Here is a 15,516-nt window from a genome sequence, read left to right on the forward strand (position 1 = left end):
GCTTTGCTCATATATTGCAGCAAAACTCAGAACCGTTATTTTTCCGTCACGGCGCGACAAAAAACAACGGTTCTAGGTTTTGTTTTAGTAAAGATGCAGGATGCGAATTTGGGGATGACAAAGCGGCATTAATCTATTCCTGCATCGTACTTCTTCGGAATTTGTTTCATTCAAATTGTGTAATTAAAAACACCCTGTGTGGGTGTTAAGCACTGATTTGGTGTCAAGCGATCGCAGTCATTTCAGCCAAAGCCATATCACTCTAAGCGTTCTGAGCATTTCAGCGATCGCCCCTTTTGTATCGGGTACTCATTCACCTTCCTCTTCCAAGGCAAGCTCATGACCAATTTCGCTAAATCAGGCGACGAGGATACGACCATTGCTTTTACCCTTAACGACTTCACAGCCGCATTTGATGATCCAGAAGGGGATAGCCTCAGCAAAATTCAAATCACAGCACTCCCCACAAATGGTGTGCTCAGGCTCAACGGTACTGCTGTCACACTCAATCAAGAAATTGCCGCTGCCGATCTTAATAACCTGAGCTTTGTGCCCGCTCTCAACTTTAATGGCACCGATAGCTTTGGGTGGAATGGCTCGGATGGTACAGCCTATGCTGAAGCGGCCTCAACAGTTGCATTAACCATCAACAGCGTCAACGATCGACCAAATGGCTTTGGTTTTAATTATGCGTCAACACCTGTGTTTGAGAATACGCCGGGGGCGATCGCTGGCTTTATAGGTCCAGTATCCGACATTGATGAGGGAGAGACGTTTACCTACAGTGTTGGCGACGATCGCTTTGAGTTTGTTGGTAATCAACTCAAACTTAAAGATGGTGTGTCTCTTGATTTCGAGGCTTTGGGTTTAGACGGGCAAGCTGTCATTATCCTCCCGCTCACGGTCACAGATGCAGGTGGTTTGAGCGACTCAGCCCTTCTCAGACTCTCCGTTTTTAACGTTGAAGATGGGCCTGACACGGTACCCCCAGAGGCTCCACAAATTAACATCGTCGCCACTGACGACATCATTACCCAAGCCGAAAAGGAAGCAGGAGTGCTAATTTCGGGTACCGCTCAGTTGGGAAGTTATCTCCAGATTACCTGGGGGAACGTTACCCTTGATGCCTTTGCTAGTGGCATGGGCAATTGGGGTATCCGCTTTGGTTCTTTCAACATTCCAGCCGATGGCAACACGACAATCAGCGTTACGGCAACCGATGCCGCCGGTAATGTTAGCGCAGTGAGTACACGCTCGGTTCTGGTCGATGCGGCACCACCTCCTATGCCAGCGATCGCCCTCACCACCGACTCCAACATCCCCACAGATTATTACACCAACGTCGCCGACCTCACCGTGACCGGGGTTTTAGAAAACCATACGGTGCAGTACAGCATTAACGATGGCGAATGGCTTACCAGCTATACCGCACCCACGACAGATGGCCGCTACACTGTCGATGTGCGCCAACTCAAGCCAAATGGCAACGTCTCAAATACGATTCGCATTATCTTCGACTTAGATACAACAGCAGCCGATCCCACCTTTGATCCGGTTACCAGTGATAACGTCATCAACGCCGCCGAAGCCGCTGCGGAAGTGACTTTATCAGGCGAAACAGAAATTGGTGCCCAAATTAGTTTGACAATTTCAGGCTCACCAGGCACTCGTGATGTGGTTGTCTTTGGCAACGGCAATGCAGCGACCTGGCAATATACACTAACTCCCGCCGATATTACAGCCCTGGGGCAAGGCAGCCAAAGTATTACCCTGGCAACGGTCGATCTATCCGGTAACATCGGCAACCCTGTAACCCACACTTTTAACATCGATACGATCGCCCCCAGTGCAACAGTTAGCGCTATTTCCTCCCTCAGTGCCGACTCCCGAATAGCTGAAGATTTCATCACCAATCAGGCGAACCAGACCGTAACAGGAACCTTTACAGGTACACTAGCGACGGGTGAATCGATCCAGGTGTCAGCTAATGGTGGGGCAACCTGGAACACAGCGACCATCAACGGAAACACATGGAGTGCCGCAGACGTGGTTCTCCAACCCGGTTCTCGTAATCTGCTGACCCGCACCATTGATACTGCTGGGAATGCGATCGCTGGTGTATCCAGAACCTATGCCCTCGACAGACGTATCTCCACCCTTCCCGCCCTTACAAGCTACAGCAACCCGCTTGGAACGAATAGATTCATCCTCAATGGCATTGCTGAGTCTGGTAGCGCTGTAACGGTCCGTAAAGGCACGACTGCATTGGGAACCGTCGTAGCCGCCAACAACAGTCGCTGGAGCCTGAATACACCCAATCTGACAAACGGCAGATTCAACCTCACAGCGAGAAGTGTAGATATTGCTGGCAATGCAGCTATTTCCAGCGTCACAACCCTTGTAGCAGGCAACGCTGGCAATAATCGTTTGGCAGGTGGCAGTGGCAACCAAATTCTCGTCGGCTACAACGGCAACGATCGCTTGAACGGCGGTAATGGTAACGACACTCTGCTGGGTGGTGCCGGTGGGGATGTTCTGACCGGGGGGAATGGGGGCGATCGCTTCAACCTCACAGGAGTACGCACCACAAGTGCTGATACCCTGACAGATTTCAACAGAGCAGAAGATCGTATTTTAATTTCTCGCACAGAATTTAATCTCACGCAAGCAATTGGATCTCTGCTCAATGCTTCGCTCTTCCGCTTAGGAACGACAGCCAGCACAGTTAATCAGCGCTTTATCTACAACCAGAGCACAGGTAGCTTGTTCTTTGATGCAGATGGCTCGGGTACCGAAGCACAAGTCAAAATTGCCACCCTATCGAATAGAGCCACGTTATCGAACAGACAAATTGAGCTTGTCGCCTAGCTCTGCAATGTCTCTGCGGGGTTGGGTGTGATGGTTTTTCTGCACCACACCCAACCCTCATGCAGCAATTCTCATTATGGGCTTCAAAGCCGAGAGTTTGTGCCCTACGGGCACGAACTCTCGGCTTTGAAGCCCGAAAACCGCTCGCTTGGGGCGAGCGGTTTTCGGGCTGGATTTCAAAAATGAGAATTGCTGACCTTCATGAGAAACCCTCCCGAAATGGAAGGGAGTGGCTATAATGGTTAAAGCACATGGGGCTGTAACGGTTTCGACGTGTTGGCGAACGTTATTCTATGATGCAGGCCGAGAGCGAGCTAACTCTCGTAAATAAATGGCTCAAAACAAGTACATGCGAACAACATCGTACCTTTTGCTCGTAAGCGCGTAGCTGTAGCTGCCGCCTAAAAAACCACTCTTGGTTCGAGCGTCTGCGGTTTGACTCCGTTAAGGATCGTAGACCAACCCCCAACGGATGCTCCAGTTTCTTGCCTCTGGTTGAGAACTGGCTAAGACTTCACCAGAGAATCCCATCGTCAGGGATAAATGACGATTCCTGCTTCGAGGGTTAGAGAAGCTAAGCCTGTGAGTGAGTGGGGTATTAATAACCAGTGCGGACAGGAGTTCGACTCTCCTCAGCTCCACTTTTAATAACTCAAATCAATCTTCTTAACCCATTAATTGTGCTTACACTATGCCCAATTAATGGGTTGAAAGTATATCTTAATCAAATTTTAGTTAAGCAAGGAATACTATCAGGTTTGTTCCAGCAATTGTAGGTAATTTCATCAGGATAAGAGAAGAGGGTAGCCACTAAACAGCTACCCTCTTTCTTTATTTTTGATGAGATTTCTTTAAGGATTAAGTCAGGAGACTTTTACATAATTCAGTAGCTAAACTCTCACTCCGGTTGATTTATAAGGGTTGACGACAAATTGTCATAAACTTGTCTCTGTCAAGAGGACGGGCAAAATATCAAGCTTTCAAAAAGCTTCTCATTAGGGTCAGCAAACTATGCTTTCCTATTGTTTAGAGGATGCTTGCAATAGAGTTATGTTCAAATGATGTGCTCGCTGTAAAAAGAATAAAAAGATTTCGGCATTTATGCTGATAGGGCACAACAAATCTTGAACAAAAATTTTGTGATTCCCGTTTCTAGAATGTGCGATCACATACGTAATTGGGCATTCTGAAAGTGGAATCGCAAGAGGGTTGGGCGCTATCTATAGCGATTCCAGAGCACACCTCATTGTTAACCTGTTTTTTCCCCCCTATGATGAAACCGAACCTCTTCGTACCCCTCTGGCACTTCCTGAACCAACCCGTGTTTGACGAGCGATCGCCCCTTATTCTCGATCCTCGCCGGTTCTGGTACTTCTACCGGGTTCGGTATTTGGAGCGCTGCCTCTGCAAGAATTTCCAACCGGAAGAGCGTTTCCGTAACCAGGGATAATTCTTCAGAGGGTGTTTGACCTCCTTGAGCCTGGCTCAGGGGTTCAAACACCCTCTGTTCAGTAGACCGAACTCAACCATAAAGTTCCAGCCTAATTCTTTGGAATTGCCAGGAAATTGAACGTTTGTTCCCAGTTTGCGTTAACCTTTTACAATCCTACCCGGTTATACCATGGCGATGAGCTGCACCTAGGAGCGTGCATAGCCGCTTCTTGCTCTGGTTGAATTCGCTGACCAACAAGGGGTATGCATGTTTATCCTAGTGTCTAGGTTGATATGACTCCAGTACAGGATCGAATGACTTCTCGTGACTCTCGGGATCCAGATCTAATTCGCGATGCTCCCTTTTTTGAAGGCTTACCCGAAGAATCGGTTGAGCAAGCCATTAGCCATGTGGTTATTCGTAACCATCCGGCGAATCAGGTGCTATTGCTGGAGAACGATTGGGGAAGTTCGGTCTATTTCATCCTTAAAGGTTGGGTCAAGATTCGCACCTACAACTTGGATGGCAAAGAAGTCACCCTAAACATTTTGGGAACCGGAGAGCTTTTTGGAGAAATGGCTCCACTGGATGAGGTTCCCCGCTCAACAGACGTCATTACCCTGGTCCCTACCACCATTGGGAACCTTCCTGCTCAAGACTTTGTTAACCTCCTTCAATCAGAACCCAAGGCGGGGATCCGATTGGCTCAGCTCATGGCACGACGGCTGCGGCAAGTTAACCGCCGTCTGCGCTTGCGGGAGTCTGACAGTATGTCACGGGTCGCTGACATCATCCTGTTTCTGGCCGACGGTCAGGGCCGAGCAGGGCAGCAGGGCATCGAGATCCCTAACCTGCCTCATCGGGAGCTGAGCAGTTTGAGCGGACTTGCTCGGGAGACTGTAACCCGAGTGCTGAGCCGCATGGAGCGTAAGGGGTTGATTGTGCGGGAGCGAGAAACCCTGAGCATCCCCGATATTAATGCCTTAGAACGCATGCTAGTTTAAGACCCATTCCTATAGCAAAAATCAGGGCTTCTTTCTTGGTTCGTAACGAGAAAGAAGCCCTGATTTTTGCTATGGCGCGTTTAAAGCGTTATGTCTAGCAAAATCCTGAACAGTTTTTGCTGTCTACCCTCATCCTTGAAGGTAGACAGCCAAGTATCTATAGTGCTGTGCGCGTTGATTAAGTACAGTAGCTTGAGATACAGCGTGCCCCACGCTACTGTTGCTGTACTTAACCGACTTGTCCATTGCTATATAACATCAATTCAACCATTCTCTTTTGAGTTATAGCTACAACCATTTTTTATAAAAAGAATGGGAGTAGAACATCTAATTTTCTTATAGAAATGGTCACAAATAGGAATGAATACATTAAGTCAGTAAGTAGCTTTCCAAGCTATTAGGTACGAGAGAGCGTTGTGAGATTTCATCCCACGCCCTTCCCTCATACCTAGCAGATTAGAAAATGCCGCAATAAATTGAAGATGAATAATCAATCACTAAAGCCATAACTTGAATAATTACATTAGATTAAATGGGTCATGTATCGATTTCTAATGAAGAGCTCGCTTATAAAAGGTTGATAGAAACCCATGAATTAATCCATTAAGCAATGTCGCAGAATATCCTATTTGGAGGAATGTACTGTAGCTTTAAGTTACAAATAGAGTGAGCCCCTTGCGTGTGAACATGGGTTCGTGAGTTGCCTCAACTGAGAAGTAACTCATACTCATTTTTCTTTTTGAAAAAACCTAAAGTTGTGGTTGGATGAAGGGCCTAAAACCCTGAACGCCAACAGTTCACATCGAGTTTCGTTATCCTACCTCCCCTCCTTGTGCAGATTGAATCAAACAAGTATCGGCAGGAGCAACGTATGAATTTCCAGAAAATCCTAGCTGCTATTGATGACTCGCCTTTAGGGAAAAAGGTGTTCGACCAGGCTTTAGCTCTGGCCCAATTGCACCATGCCCAATTATTGTTATTTCACAGTTTGACGGAAGAACTGGTACCTAAGTTTCTTCTTTTTCCTGGGGAAATGGGGCTGGCTCCTCAGCTAGTTAATCAGGCTTACCACTGGCAACAGGTTCAGATGGAGGAGCAATCCCAGCAAGTTCAACAGTACTTCGAGGATCTCTGCGAGGAGGCGCAGCAGAAGGGGGTATCGGTACAGGTCAGTATCCACCCACAGGAAGCAGGCCAAGCCATCTGCCAGATTGCCAAGTTCTGGCATGCCAATCTCATTGTGATGGGTCGTCGGGGACGGCGAGGGCTCACAGAGGTTTTATTGGGTAGCACCAGTAACTATGTGTTGCACCATGCATCCTGTCCAGTTCTCATTGTTCAAAGCGAAGGGGAGGCTGGTAATCTTCGTAAGGAAGATAGGGTCGTTGCATCCCTGTAGGTTAGGAGCGCCATCTGGAAGCGATCGCCCTGTTCTCCCTTAGGAAAGTTCCGCCGCAAATAGTTGAGGGGTAGCACAACGTGCCACCCCTCAACCATGGTTTACCTTCACCCTAGCGAAAAGCCTAGAGTGTGTTTTAAAGCTGGCCGAAAGGTTATTTTTTCGTGCGTTCCGCACACGTAAAAATGACCTTAAAACAAACCCTGGGGCTATATCAGCCTTGACGGAGGGCTGCAATTTGCTGCCGTAGAGCATCCGCCTCTTGAGCCAAGCTACTTTGGGCGATCGCCTGCTGCTCTCCACTCCCCAGCCACTTCAACTGAGCAGTACCCGCTGCTGCTTCTTCGTCACCTACGATAAAGCAGGCGAGGGCACCACTGCGATCGGCTCGTTTGAACTGTTTACCAAAAGCACTGCCGCTCAGGTCTAGCTCCGTGGCAAAACCCAAGCGTCGGAGGGTTTGGGCCAGTTTAAGGGCATTCGCTTCAGCGCGATCGCCCCGAGATACGACATAAAAATCTAACGCTGCAGCAGGTAGTGGCTGAATTTGTTGCAACAGAATAATTAATCGCTCCAAACCACTGGCCCAACCCACAGCAGGAGTTGCAGGGCCACCCAATTCAGTGACCAGACCGTCGTACCGCCCACCACCACAAACCGTTGCCTGAGCCCCCAAGTCATCAGACTGGATCTCGAAGACGGTATGTGTGTAGTAATCCAGCCCTCGCACTAGACGAGTGTTGATGTTAAAAGAAATGCCTAGATCCGTCAGGAGTTGCTGCACCTGCTCAAAGCGTGCCTGGGATTCAGGGCTGAGACAATCCAAAATGCTGGGAGCCCCTTCCAAAATTTTCTGGGTCTTCGCATCTTTGCTATCGAGAATGCGGAGAGGGTTACGGGTCAGCCGATGCTGTGAATCTTCGTCGAGTTCTTCCTTGTATGGAGTGAGGTAAGCTACGAGAGATTCCCGGTAATGTTGGCGATCGCTGGCATCTCCAATTGAATTAAATTCCAGCTTCAGATTTTGTAAGCCAATAGCCCGTAGAAAATCAGTAGCAATGGCAATCACTTCCGCATCAGCACGGGGATCGCTGCTACCCAACACCTCTACCCCCAGTTGGTGAAATTGCCGCTGCCGCCCGGCCTGGGGGCGCTCATAACGAAACATAGGACCGAGGTACCAGAGCCGCTGCACCCCTCCCTGAGCATAAAGGTTGTGTTCGATGAAGGCGCGTACGGCCCCAGCGGTGTTTTCAGGCCGCAGGGTGAGGGAGCGATCGCCCCGATCTGAAAAGGTATACATCTCCTTGCCGACCACATCGGTCGCTTCGCCAATGCCCCGTTCAAATAGGTCTGTTTGCTCAAAAATAGGGGTGCGAATTTCCTGGTAGGCAGCTCGATGGAGGATTTCGCGGGCGATCGCCTCGACCCGCTGCCAGTAACCCACCTCACCCGGCAGAATGTCTCGTGTACCTCGAATTGCTTGAATTGCGCCCATAGTTTTTTGTGTCGTAACCTGCCAACCAGAGTTCCAAACTAACGAATATACACCCCAAGATGCCCTTCGATCTAACCATTGGCAGGCTAAAAATCAGGGCTTTTCATCTGACAATAGCGTGGAACAGCATTGGACAAGACAAATGAGCACAAGGCTTAATTAAGCCCAAATGCTTAAACAAACTGCATATTACCGAAGGGTCTGGAGGCATACAGGTTGGCTTCTTGCCCCGGTTCTGCTGCCTAAATTACTCAGAGTCTGATCTTAGTCTCTTGATTATTCTGGCACCTTTACTAACCAGCGGTTAGTGAAATTGCAGATTTGTTCTCTACGTCCGTTTGTAGCAGTAACTTACCTGCTTAGTCCTTTTTAGCAAGTGGAAACAACGGTCATGAAATCTATTTTTACTACTGCGGGCATTTCTCTACTAGCTTGGTTGGCATTTGCGCCTTTTCAGGCAGCTCAAGCTCACGAGCACACCTCCAACAGTGGGGAAACCACCGTCGCTCAGATCATCGAGAACGGCTCTCCTCTGCAAGACGGCTCCTCGCTAGATCAATCTCCTAACCGCGTGATCACCGACAACGAAGGTGATGACCCCGGTGTCGACAACTTTGAAACGGAAGGCACTGGTGAGCCCGTAGGTCGCCCCAATGTTCGCCAGCCTCAGATTGATGCTCAGCGCGAAATTGATGATGAAGGGCAGTCCTCTCTGGATCAGTCCCCCAACCGTGTGATTAACGATAACGAGGGTGACGACCCCGGCGTAGATAGCTTCGAAGTAGAGGGTACCGGTGAAGGCCGGGGTCCTGTCCGCCAGTCTGAAAATAACTCCATTCGGGAAGCTGATCGTGAAGGTCAATCTTCCATCGATAATTCTCCCAACCGCGTGATCAATGACAACGAAGGTGACGATCCTGGTGTAGACGACTATGAAGTGGAGGGGACTGGTGAAGCTGATCGTGGAGTTCAGCGCGATACCTACACCCGTGAAACTTACATCAACCAGCCTCAGGTTGACAGCCGTCCTCGGTACAACCGCCCTGTAACAGGCCAGACCACCCAGCAGCAGCCCACAGTGGACTACAACCGTCCTGCCACTCAAGCTCCCAGCAACACCCAGCAGAACTACTCGAACGAGCCTGTTCGGGGCCTCTGGTAAATTTCTGCCGGTATGGCACGGGATCGGTACCTGTAGATTAATGTCTAGCAGGAATCCGTTCTAACTCCACAAGCACCTGCCTCTTTGAGGTAGGTGCTTATTCGTTCTCGGTCTAAAACCCCTTCAAAAATTGCCACTTTTCTGGCTTCCTGGAGCACAAAACCAACTTCAAACAGCTCTTTAAACATTAAATAGTTTGGCGATCGCCCCTCACCAAATTGCCCAATATAAACAGCCAATACCCCCTACTTAACCTCAGTTCGGGTTAAGGGCTTTTTCGAGTGCCGCGCTTCGCGCGGCACTCGAAAAAGCCCATTATTGCGTACGCGACGCGCACGCAATAATGGGCGGTTGGGCTTATCCCGAACTGACGTTACTTACAGGACAAGTAGGGGGTATTTTGCTTTCATAAGGATGACCGAAAGAACGAGGGCGTGAGGTAGCAATTATCTCGCGCCCTCGTTCTTAATCGGATTGAAGGTTAGCTTGGTTGGGGAAGGGGTTGCCAGGGACCAAAGCGATCGCCATAGTACTGCAAAATCTGTGAGACTCGTTGGCGGGCATTGTCATCGGCTGCACTCAGAGAATAGCGCAAGCCTCCGGCCTGGCTTTGTAAGTAGTCAAATTGAGAAGAGGTTTGCGGCAAAACCTCCGCCTCTACTCCAGGCACTTGCCGCAGGTGGGTGGCAACTTCACGGTAAATAGCCAGCGGCAAGGTTGTGCAGGTAATCCAATGGTGTTCTTCGGTCATCGTTCAATCTGCTACATCCAATCGTCATGGAGAAGAAGCTAACCTGAGGCAGGGAACTTTGTAGGTATAGAAGTCAGGCTAGTTTATTCGAGCTATGAGACTACTTGTTCTGTATCCTCCGCGGGCTCGGCCACAATATCGGGAGTTGGCGCACCTCCAGGAGGTGGGGGTAGCGTGCAGCAGTTGACCTCATCGATACAGATTTTGCCCCATTGCAAGGCCCAACGGACGAGGGCAACTCGGTTTCCCGTTTCTGTCTTGGTCAGGATATTGCTGATGTGGTTGTCTACGGTACGCTTGCTAATTTCAAGCTTTTCCGCAATGTCTTGGTTCGTAAGCCCCGCCGCAACGAGTTCTACAATTTGCAGTTCTCGATCCGAAAGGGAATGGGAGATCTGAACGTCATCACTTGCCATACCCTAACACCGTGTATATGTACCTATTGTTTCTCCATTCTAAAGGGGGCAGGCTGGATCGAAGGATAAAAACGCAAATTTTCGACGAAGTTCAGCTTTTTCTACAGACTCACCGCAGAGCGGCGACAGAATCAGGCTCTCCTGCTTTCAAACATTCTTGTAGTGGGCTTCGCACACTACAAGAATGTATAAGCCTTGAACGTCTCAAACCTGGGGCTGTCGGAACCGATGAAGATCCTTAAGAACACAGACCCAGCTCTCGACGGCAGCATTGAGGATGCGATCGCCCTTCTCCACAGTTGCAGGCAAGGGGTCACCCAAGACTCCACTCCGGCTCAAATCTCGTGTTGTCCAAGCAAACGGTAAGGCTCCCTCCATGCTCAGTACGCTCTCCTCAGGCAATTCAGGAGGGTATTCGGCTACCGCTTGATCCATCCGCACCTGTTCGGGCAGAAGCGACAGTAGCACGCTGGTTTCGATTTCCCCGGCGTGGATACCGTACTCCAACTCCTTGGGTGGCAGGTCTTGGAACGGTAGGTTGGGGACTCGCCAGACAAACAGGGGAAAAACCAGGAAATCGTCGTATTTCTGATGTAGGTCCCGCGCCACAATTTCCATAATTTGGGGCTGACCACCATGGCCATTGATCAGGGCAAACTTCCGGAAGCCTGCACGATAAAGGCTTTCCCCTACTTCCATAAGCATTTGAATGAGAGTTTGGGCGCTAAGGGTGATGGTGCCCGGAAAATGCCAATGTTCGTTGGATTTGCCGTAGTAAAGCGGGGGCAAACTGTAAGCAGGGATATTGGGATCTAGCTGGGACAGGGCTTTACCAACCACTGCGGTGGCGATCGCCGCATCCACAATCAACGGTAGATGTGGCCCATGTTGTTCGATCGCCCCAATGGGTTGCACAATCACGACATTAGCCCGGTTAGGCATGGTGTCAATATCGGTCCAGGTCAGATATGGGAAAAAACGGTGGGGAGGGATGTAACCGTGCATCATGGCAGATTCGAAGTTGTTTTTACCGGTTGACTCACAGGCATTCAGCCAGAAGGAAAGGTTGGAGCTTAACCTCAATCCATCCCTTCTGGCCTCATGAACATGCTTGAGATTGGTATGTATCGCGTATCTCACCCTAAAAGTTGACAAAACACTAAATTCGGTTTTCCTGCGGTAGCATTTGCATCAATGCCACCTCCCAAACCAGACGGGGTTGAGCAAATCGCAGGAGTTGTTTGCGTACAGTCTCCAGATGGTGCAGGTACTGGCTCTGGTGAAACTGATGCCAGTAGCGATGTTGCAGGTATTGCACCAGCCACAGTTGAGCTTCTGTATCAAGGCTCTGGTGGATTTGAGTCGCTCGTTCTAAGGCTTGCCGCAGCGTCGTTGGAGGTTGAGTGAGCTGCTCTAGCAATTCTGGGGGAATGGTTTGAAGCTGTTGCCAGTGGGCGATCGCCTCCCCTGGGCTCCCCTGAGCCAGAGCCAGGATCTCGGGGTGCTGCAAAACCTCATCCTGCTCCACCCGGCGCAACACGGTGGCCATATCCGGATCACTTAACCGCCGAAAGGGAATTTTTTGGCACCGAGAAATCAAGGTGGGCAGTAAGGATTCTACGTCGGGGGCCATCAGAATTAGCGTCGCCTGTCCCGGTTCTTCCAGGGTTTTGAGCAAACCGTTAGCCGCCCCTTCGGCCATCGTTTCAGCGGCTTCCAACACGACGACAGAACGGGGAGCTTCCAGAGCCGGACGGCTCAAAAACTGACTCAGTTCTCGGATTTGCTCCAGACGAATCTGTGGGGGAGCTTTACGTTTTACCCCAGCTTCGGCGGCTTCTGCTGGAGTTAAGCGCTTTCCCTGATGCAGATAGGTGGGTTCGACCCACAGCAGGTCAGGATGATTGCGCTGTTCCACTCTTTGGCGTAGCACAGGTGAGTGGAGCATCTCCGGGCTCCCGGCAAGCATACAGCGAATGAAGCACTCTGCTACCCGCCGTCGGCCAGTGCCGGCTGGTCCGACAAAGAGATAGGCAGGGGCAAGGCGATCGCGCTCCATTGCACAGACCAGCAACTCAATAGCCTGAGGCTGCCCTACGACTGACTCATAAATCGAATGTAGGGAAGGATTTGCGATCGCCATAAAACCTATTCGGGAGGCACCGTTAGACTCAGATCAGAGGGTACAGCTACAGCAGCCGGTTCGACCCCATAGACCTGTTTCAAATAGTGACACAGTTCAGCCTGAACCCGCTCAAAGACAACATCTTCAGTCGCACTGGCATCAATCTGCACCGTCCGCGATTCCTTTTCGTGGAATAGTGATTGAAAGCCTTGCCGCACTCGTTGATGAAAATCAAGCTTGTTTTGCTCCATGCGATCAGCCGCACCTCGTCGTTGGGTGCGGGCTAAACCTACAACTGGATCAATGTCTAACCATAAGGTCAGATCACTGCGGAGACCCCCTGTAGCAATTTGGTTGAGTTGGTGAATGAGGCTCAGATCGAGACCTCGACCGTATCCCTGGTAAGCGACTGTGGAATCGGTGTAGCGATCGCAAAACACCAGAGCCCCCTGAGCTAGCGCTGGCTTAAGCATGGCTTCAACATGTTGGGCGCGGTCAGCAGCATAGAGGAGGAGCTCGGTGCGATCGCCCATTACCTCTACCTCATCTCCCTGCACGGGAGAGTGCAGCAGTAACTGCCGAATGGAAGAACCCAGAGGTGTACCGCCAGGTTCTCGGGTAATCACCATCTCTGAGGCAATTCCGATAGCTTTCAGCTGTTGCCAGAGATCACTTTGCTGTAACCACTGGCAGACTCGCTGCAGCTGGGTCGACTTTCCAGCCCCCTCGCCCCCCTCAAAAACGATCAACGAGCCTCGAATTCCCACCAATAATGTCCCTTGTATATGGCACTGTCGGTTTCTGTACTTATAAGATCTGACAAAATTGGTAGTTTTTGCCTGAGGATTGGAAAAAAGTATGAAAATACTATAGGCTGGTTTCTCAATCTTCTTTCTAAGAAAATTCTTCAAAGCCTTGTGTATCCAGGTCTTTGGAATGAAGCCGCAAGCCAACGACGACGTCAAACAGAGTAAGCTCGTCGTGAAAAATGTTCAGGGTGAGTGAAAATTGTTACGTAGTATGCATAATATTGGGAAATAGCAACGTAAAGTTCGGTTAACTGGACTAATTTTACGGAGTCAGCTATTTCAGAAATCGCTTGAGACTGCCCTTCTCAGGTTTCGTGTCTTTTTGAAGTCAACGAGGAACCTTTGAAACCTCAGTTAGTCTCTGAGCTAAATGCCTATTCGGGAGTTGAGCGATGGCTCGTTATTCCAGCCTCTTTAAAGTGGCGACACCGCTGGAGTCTTTCCGACAAAGATTGGGCGATGTGTTGCGCTCTTGCGACTGTGACGTTATTTACGATGAGGACGATTATATGGTGGCCCGCGAAGTACCGGGCCGCGTAACTTACTCGCGCCTGGTGACTATCGAAGTTCTCATTGACAGAGCATTTGAAACCGATGAAGGTGTTCAAATGAACGTGGTCGTCAAGAATGAGGAATTACCCCTCAGCCAAGACAACCATTGCCGCCGAATGTTCAACCAACTCTACGATGCGTTTACCACAACAAATCGCTGGGATTTGATTGAAAGCATTCCGGCTGTCTAGAACCAACCTAGGATCATGACTTTGAGCAATGGGGCTGAACCCTAATTCAGCCTCATTGCTCAAAGTATCTCAAACCTATTGCCTATCACCCATAGCATTGAAGTGTTTGATGATAGGTCACTGGATGAGCTATCCCATAAGGCTTCCTCAGGGATGCCGTAAGAATTTTCTGTATTAGAAGTTATTTGCAAAGTTATGAGGCCTCCTGCACGGAACGGTCTTTGAGGGCGTGAATTAACGCGGCTTCACTGTCTAGCAATTTGTGCAGAAAGTCTATTAAGAAGGTTGCTCTTCTACCCTTTGGGGGGAAGAAGGGCAGCCTTCTCAAACGGGTTCTTAGGATTTAGGAGATTTCCAGATAAGAACTTCCCCATTATTTGGAAAAAAGGCGCGGCGAAGCCGCGCCTTTTTTCCAAATAATGGGGATATTGTTTCTCAGAAATCTCCTTACACATATTTGTTGGTGCCCAGAGAGCCCATTACACCAATAAAAATGCTTGAAATATGGCGGACTTGCGTAAGTCCTGTGTATAACAGCAGCATGAACATGAAGTATCGCTTGCACGTTATGGGCCTAGCAGGTGCTGGCCTCTGGCTCGCTCTCACCCTACCCCTCCAGGCCAACGAATCTCATCCCAATCCTGTGGATATCCCCCCTGAGGTGTTAGAGGAGAGCCCTCTTCTTCAGCGTTGGGTAGAAGAAGTCCCTGATGTTGATGCAGAAATTCACCATGATCCGGCCTTTCGAACTCGGCTGCGAGTGGGTGGCGTGGAGCTTCCCTCTACAGATGAAGGAACTGGTTTTGGGGTTGGCGTAGAAGACTTGTTTCTGGGCGATACTCCCCTTACGGTCAGTGGTGAATTTCAGCAAAACTGGGAGGGCGATCGCAGCCAATTTGGAGCTGACCTCCGCTACTACGTACTCCCCTTGGGTAGCTACATCAATATTGCCCCTGTTCTGGGCTACCGCAGCCTGGAAACCGATGCCTATGACACGGATGGCATCCATTTAGGTTTGAGGGTAGTTGCTGTTCCGTCCCGTACGAGCGCGGCCGATCTTTCCCTCACCCAAAGTTGGGTTGATCCCGGCAGTGACGACGAGGTAGGTCTCACTGCCTTGTCTGCTGGCTATGCTTTTACACCGGACCTGCGCCTTTCCGCTGATTTTCGTTGGCAAAATTCTCCTGAAGATAAGGACACGCAGTGGGGGCTGTTTTTGGAGTGGATGCCTTAAGACTGTAAATAAAGCAACCTGTACTTCTCTAAGGAGATTTCCAGTAATGAAATTACCCCCAGAATGTTGGTGCTT

13 protein-coding genes and 1 other RNA gene are annotated in these 15,516 nt (G+C 49.8%); 8 read left to right on the top strand and 6 right to left on the bottom strand.

Annotation, left to right across the window (positions count from 1 at the left end):
• Positions 1 to 339: 339 nt before the first annotated feature.
• From NDI52_RS16985 to NDI52_RS17005, 5 genes are all read left to right on the top strand, one after another.
• A complete protein-coding gene (locus tag NDI52_RS16985; RefSeq protein ID WP_348256472.1) occupies positions 340 to 2,868 on the top strand; it encodes an Ig-like domain-containing protein in 2,529 nt (842 codons plus the stop codon).
• A 253-nt stretch (positions 2,869 to 3,121) separates the two neighbouring features.
• Positions 3,122 to 3,512, top strand: a transfer-messenger RNA (tmRNA) gene (ssrA, locus tag NDI52_RS16990).
• Between the two features lie 626 nt (positions 3,513 to 4,138).
• On the top strand, positions 4,139 to 4,318 hold the full coding sequence (locus NDI52_RS16995) for a hypothetical protein (protein WP_190771220.1): 180 nt from the start codon (positions 4,139 to 4,141) through the stop codon (positions 4,316 to 4,318).
• 296 nt (positions 4,319 to 4,614) lie between these two features.
• Complete coding sequence (locus NDI52_RS17000) at positions 4,615 to 5,304, top strand: Crp/Fnr family transcriptional regulator (RefSeq protein ID WP_242035742.1); 690 nt, start codon at positions 4,615 to 4,617, stop codon at positions 5,302 to 5,304.
• A gap of 871 nt (positions 5,305 to 6,175) precedes the next feature.
• Positions 6,176 to 6,703: a universal stress protein gene (locus NDI52_RS17005; RefSeq protein WP_190771222.1), complete on the top strand. Its 528-nt coding sequence runs from the start codon at positions 6,176 to 6,178 to the stop codon at positions 6,701 to 6,703.
• Positions 6,704 to 6,917: 214 nt separating this feature from the next.
• On the opposite strand, the gene hisS is transcribed toward NDI52_RS17005, so the two are convergent.
• Complete coding sequence (gene hisS, locus NDI52_RS17010) at positions 6,918 to 8,201, bottom strand: histidine--tRNA ligase (protein WP_190771223.1); 1,284 nt, start codon at positions 8,199 to 8,201, stop codon at positions 6,918 to 6,920.
• 391 nt (positions 8,202 to 8,592) lie between these two features.
• Between hisS and NDI52_RS17015 the strand changes: the two genes are divergently transcribed.
• The gene (locus tag NDI52_RS17015) at positions 8,593 to 9,363 is read left to right on the top strand and encodes a hypothetical protein (protein ID WP_348256473.1); all 771 of its coding nucleotides are present in this window, start codon (positions 8,593 to 8,595) and stop codon (positions 9,361 to 9,363) included.
• 481 nt (positions 9,364 to 9,844) lie between these two features.
• Here NDI52_RS17015 and NDI52_RS17020 read toward each other — a convergent pair whose 3' ends face one another.
• The 5 genes from NDI52_RS17020 to tmk all read right to left on the bottom strand — a co-directional run bounded on the left by NDI52_RS17020 (position 9,845) and on the right by tmk (position 13,416).
• Positions 9,845 to 10,114 (bottom strand): hypothetical protein, encoded by a 270-nt coding sequence (locus NDI52_RS17020; RefSeq protein ID WP_190789326.1) that lies wholly within the window; start codon positions 10,112 to 10,114, stop codon positions 9,845 to 9,847.
• A gap of 92 nt (positions 10,115 to 10,206) precedes the next feature.
• Positions 10,207 to 10,530: a helix-turn-helix transcriptional regulator gene (locus NDI52_RS17025; RefSeq protein ID WP_190771226.1), complete on the bottom strand. Its 324-nt coding sequence runs from the start codon at positions 10,528 to 10,530 to the stop codon at positions 10,207 to 10,209.
• Between the two features lie 204 nt (positions 10,531 to 10,734).
• A complete protein-coding gene (locus NDI52_RS17030) occupies positions 10,735 to 11,535 on the bottom strand; it encodes a creatininase family protein (protein ID WP_190771233.1) in 801 nt (266 codons plus the stop codon).
• Between the two features lie 154 nt (positions 11,536 to 11,689).
• Positions 11,690 to 12,673, bottom strand: coding sequence for a DNA polymerase III subunit delta' (locus tag NDI52_RS17035; RefSeq protein ID WP_190789327.1), 984 nt, complete (start codon positions 12,671 to 12,673; stop codon positions 11,690 to 11,692).
• Between the two features lie 5 nt (positions 12,674 to 12,678).
• The gene (gene tmk, locus NDI52_RS17040) at positions 12,679 to 13,416 is read right to left on the bottom strand and encodes a dTMP kinase (RefSeq protein WP_190771234.1); all 738 of its coding nucleotides are present in this window, start codon (positions 13,414 to 13,416) and stop codon (positions 12,679 to 12,681) included.
• Between the two features lie 440 nt (positions 13,417 to 13,856).
• On the opposite strand from tmk, the gene NDI52_RS17045 reads away from it, so the two are divergent.
• Both NDI52_RS17045 and NDI52_RS17050 read left to right on the top strand, forming a co-directional pair.
• Positions 13,857 to 14,207, top strand: coding sequence for a hypothetical protein (locus tag NDI52_RS17045; RefSeq protein WP_190771228.1), 351 nt, complete (start codon positions 13,857 to 13,859; stop codon positions 14,205 to 14,207).
• Positions 14,208 to 14,754: 547 nt separating this feature from the next.
• Positions 14,755 to 15,441: a hypothetical protein gene (locus tag NDI52_RS17050; protein ID WP_190771229.1), complete on the top strand. Its 687-nt coding sequence runs from the start codon at positions 14,755 to 14,757 to the stop codon at positions 15,439 to 15,441.
• Positions 15,442 to 15,516 lie beyond the last annotated feature (75 nt).

The sequence above is a fragment of the Leptolyngbya sp. PL-A3 genome, assembly GCF_039962325.1.
Lineage (GTDB): Bacteria > Cyanobacteriota > Cyanobacteriia > Elainellales > Elainellaceae > Vacuolonema.

Bases quoted from the DNA above. Each gene is read 5' to 3' on its own strand.
- NDI52_RS16985 (WP_348256472.1), top strand. From the start codon at position 340: ATGACCAATTTCGCTAAATCAGGCGACGAGGATACGACCATTGCTTTT.
- NDI52_RS16995 (WP_190771220.1), top strand. From the start codon at position 4,139: ATGATGAAACCGAACCTCTTCGTACCCCTCTGGCACTTCCTGAACCAA.
- NDI52_RS17000 (WP_242035742.1), top strand. From the start codon at position 4,615: ATGACTTCTCGTGACTCTCGGGATCCAGATCTAATTCGCGATGCTCCC.
- NDI52_RS17005 (WP_190771222.1), top strand. From the start codon at position 6,176: ATGAATTTCCAGAAAATCCTAGCTGCTATTGATGACTCGCCTTTAGGG.
- hisS (WP_190771223.1), bottom strand. From the start codon at position 8,201: ATGGGCGCAATTCAAGCAATTCGAGGTACACGAGACATTCTGCCGGGT.
- NDI52_RS17015 (WP_348256473.1), top strand. From the start codon at position 8,593: ATGAAATCTATTTTTACTACTGCGGGCATTTCTCTACTAGCTTGGTTG.
- NDI52_RS17020 (WP_190789326.1), bottom strand. From the start codon at position 10,114: ATGACCGAAGAACACCATTGGATTACCTGCACAACCTTGCCGCTGGCT.
- NDI52_RS17025 (WP_190771226.1), bottom strand. From the start codon at position 10,530: ATGGCAAGTGATGACGTTCAGATCTCCCATTCCCTTTCGGATCGAGAA.
- NDI52_RS17030 (WP_190771233.1), bottom strand. From the start codon at position 11,535: ATGCACGGTTACATCCCTCCCCACCGTTTTTTCCCATATCTGACCTGG.
- NDI52_RS17035 (WP_190789327.1), bottom strand. From the start codon at position 12,673: ATGGCGATCGCAAATCCTTCCCTACATTCGATTTATGAGTCAGTCGTA.
- NDI52_RS17045 (WP_190771228.1), top strand. From the start codon at position 13,857: ATGGCTCGTTATTCCAGCCTCTTTAAAGTGGCGACACCGCTGGAGTCT.
- NDI52_RS17050 (WP_190771229.1), top strand. From the start codon at position 14,755: ATGAAGTATCGCTTGCACGTTATGGGCCTAGCAGGTGCTGGCCTCTGG.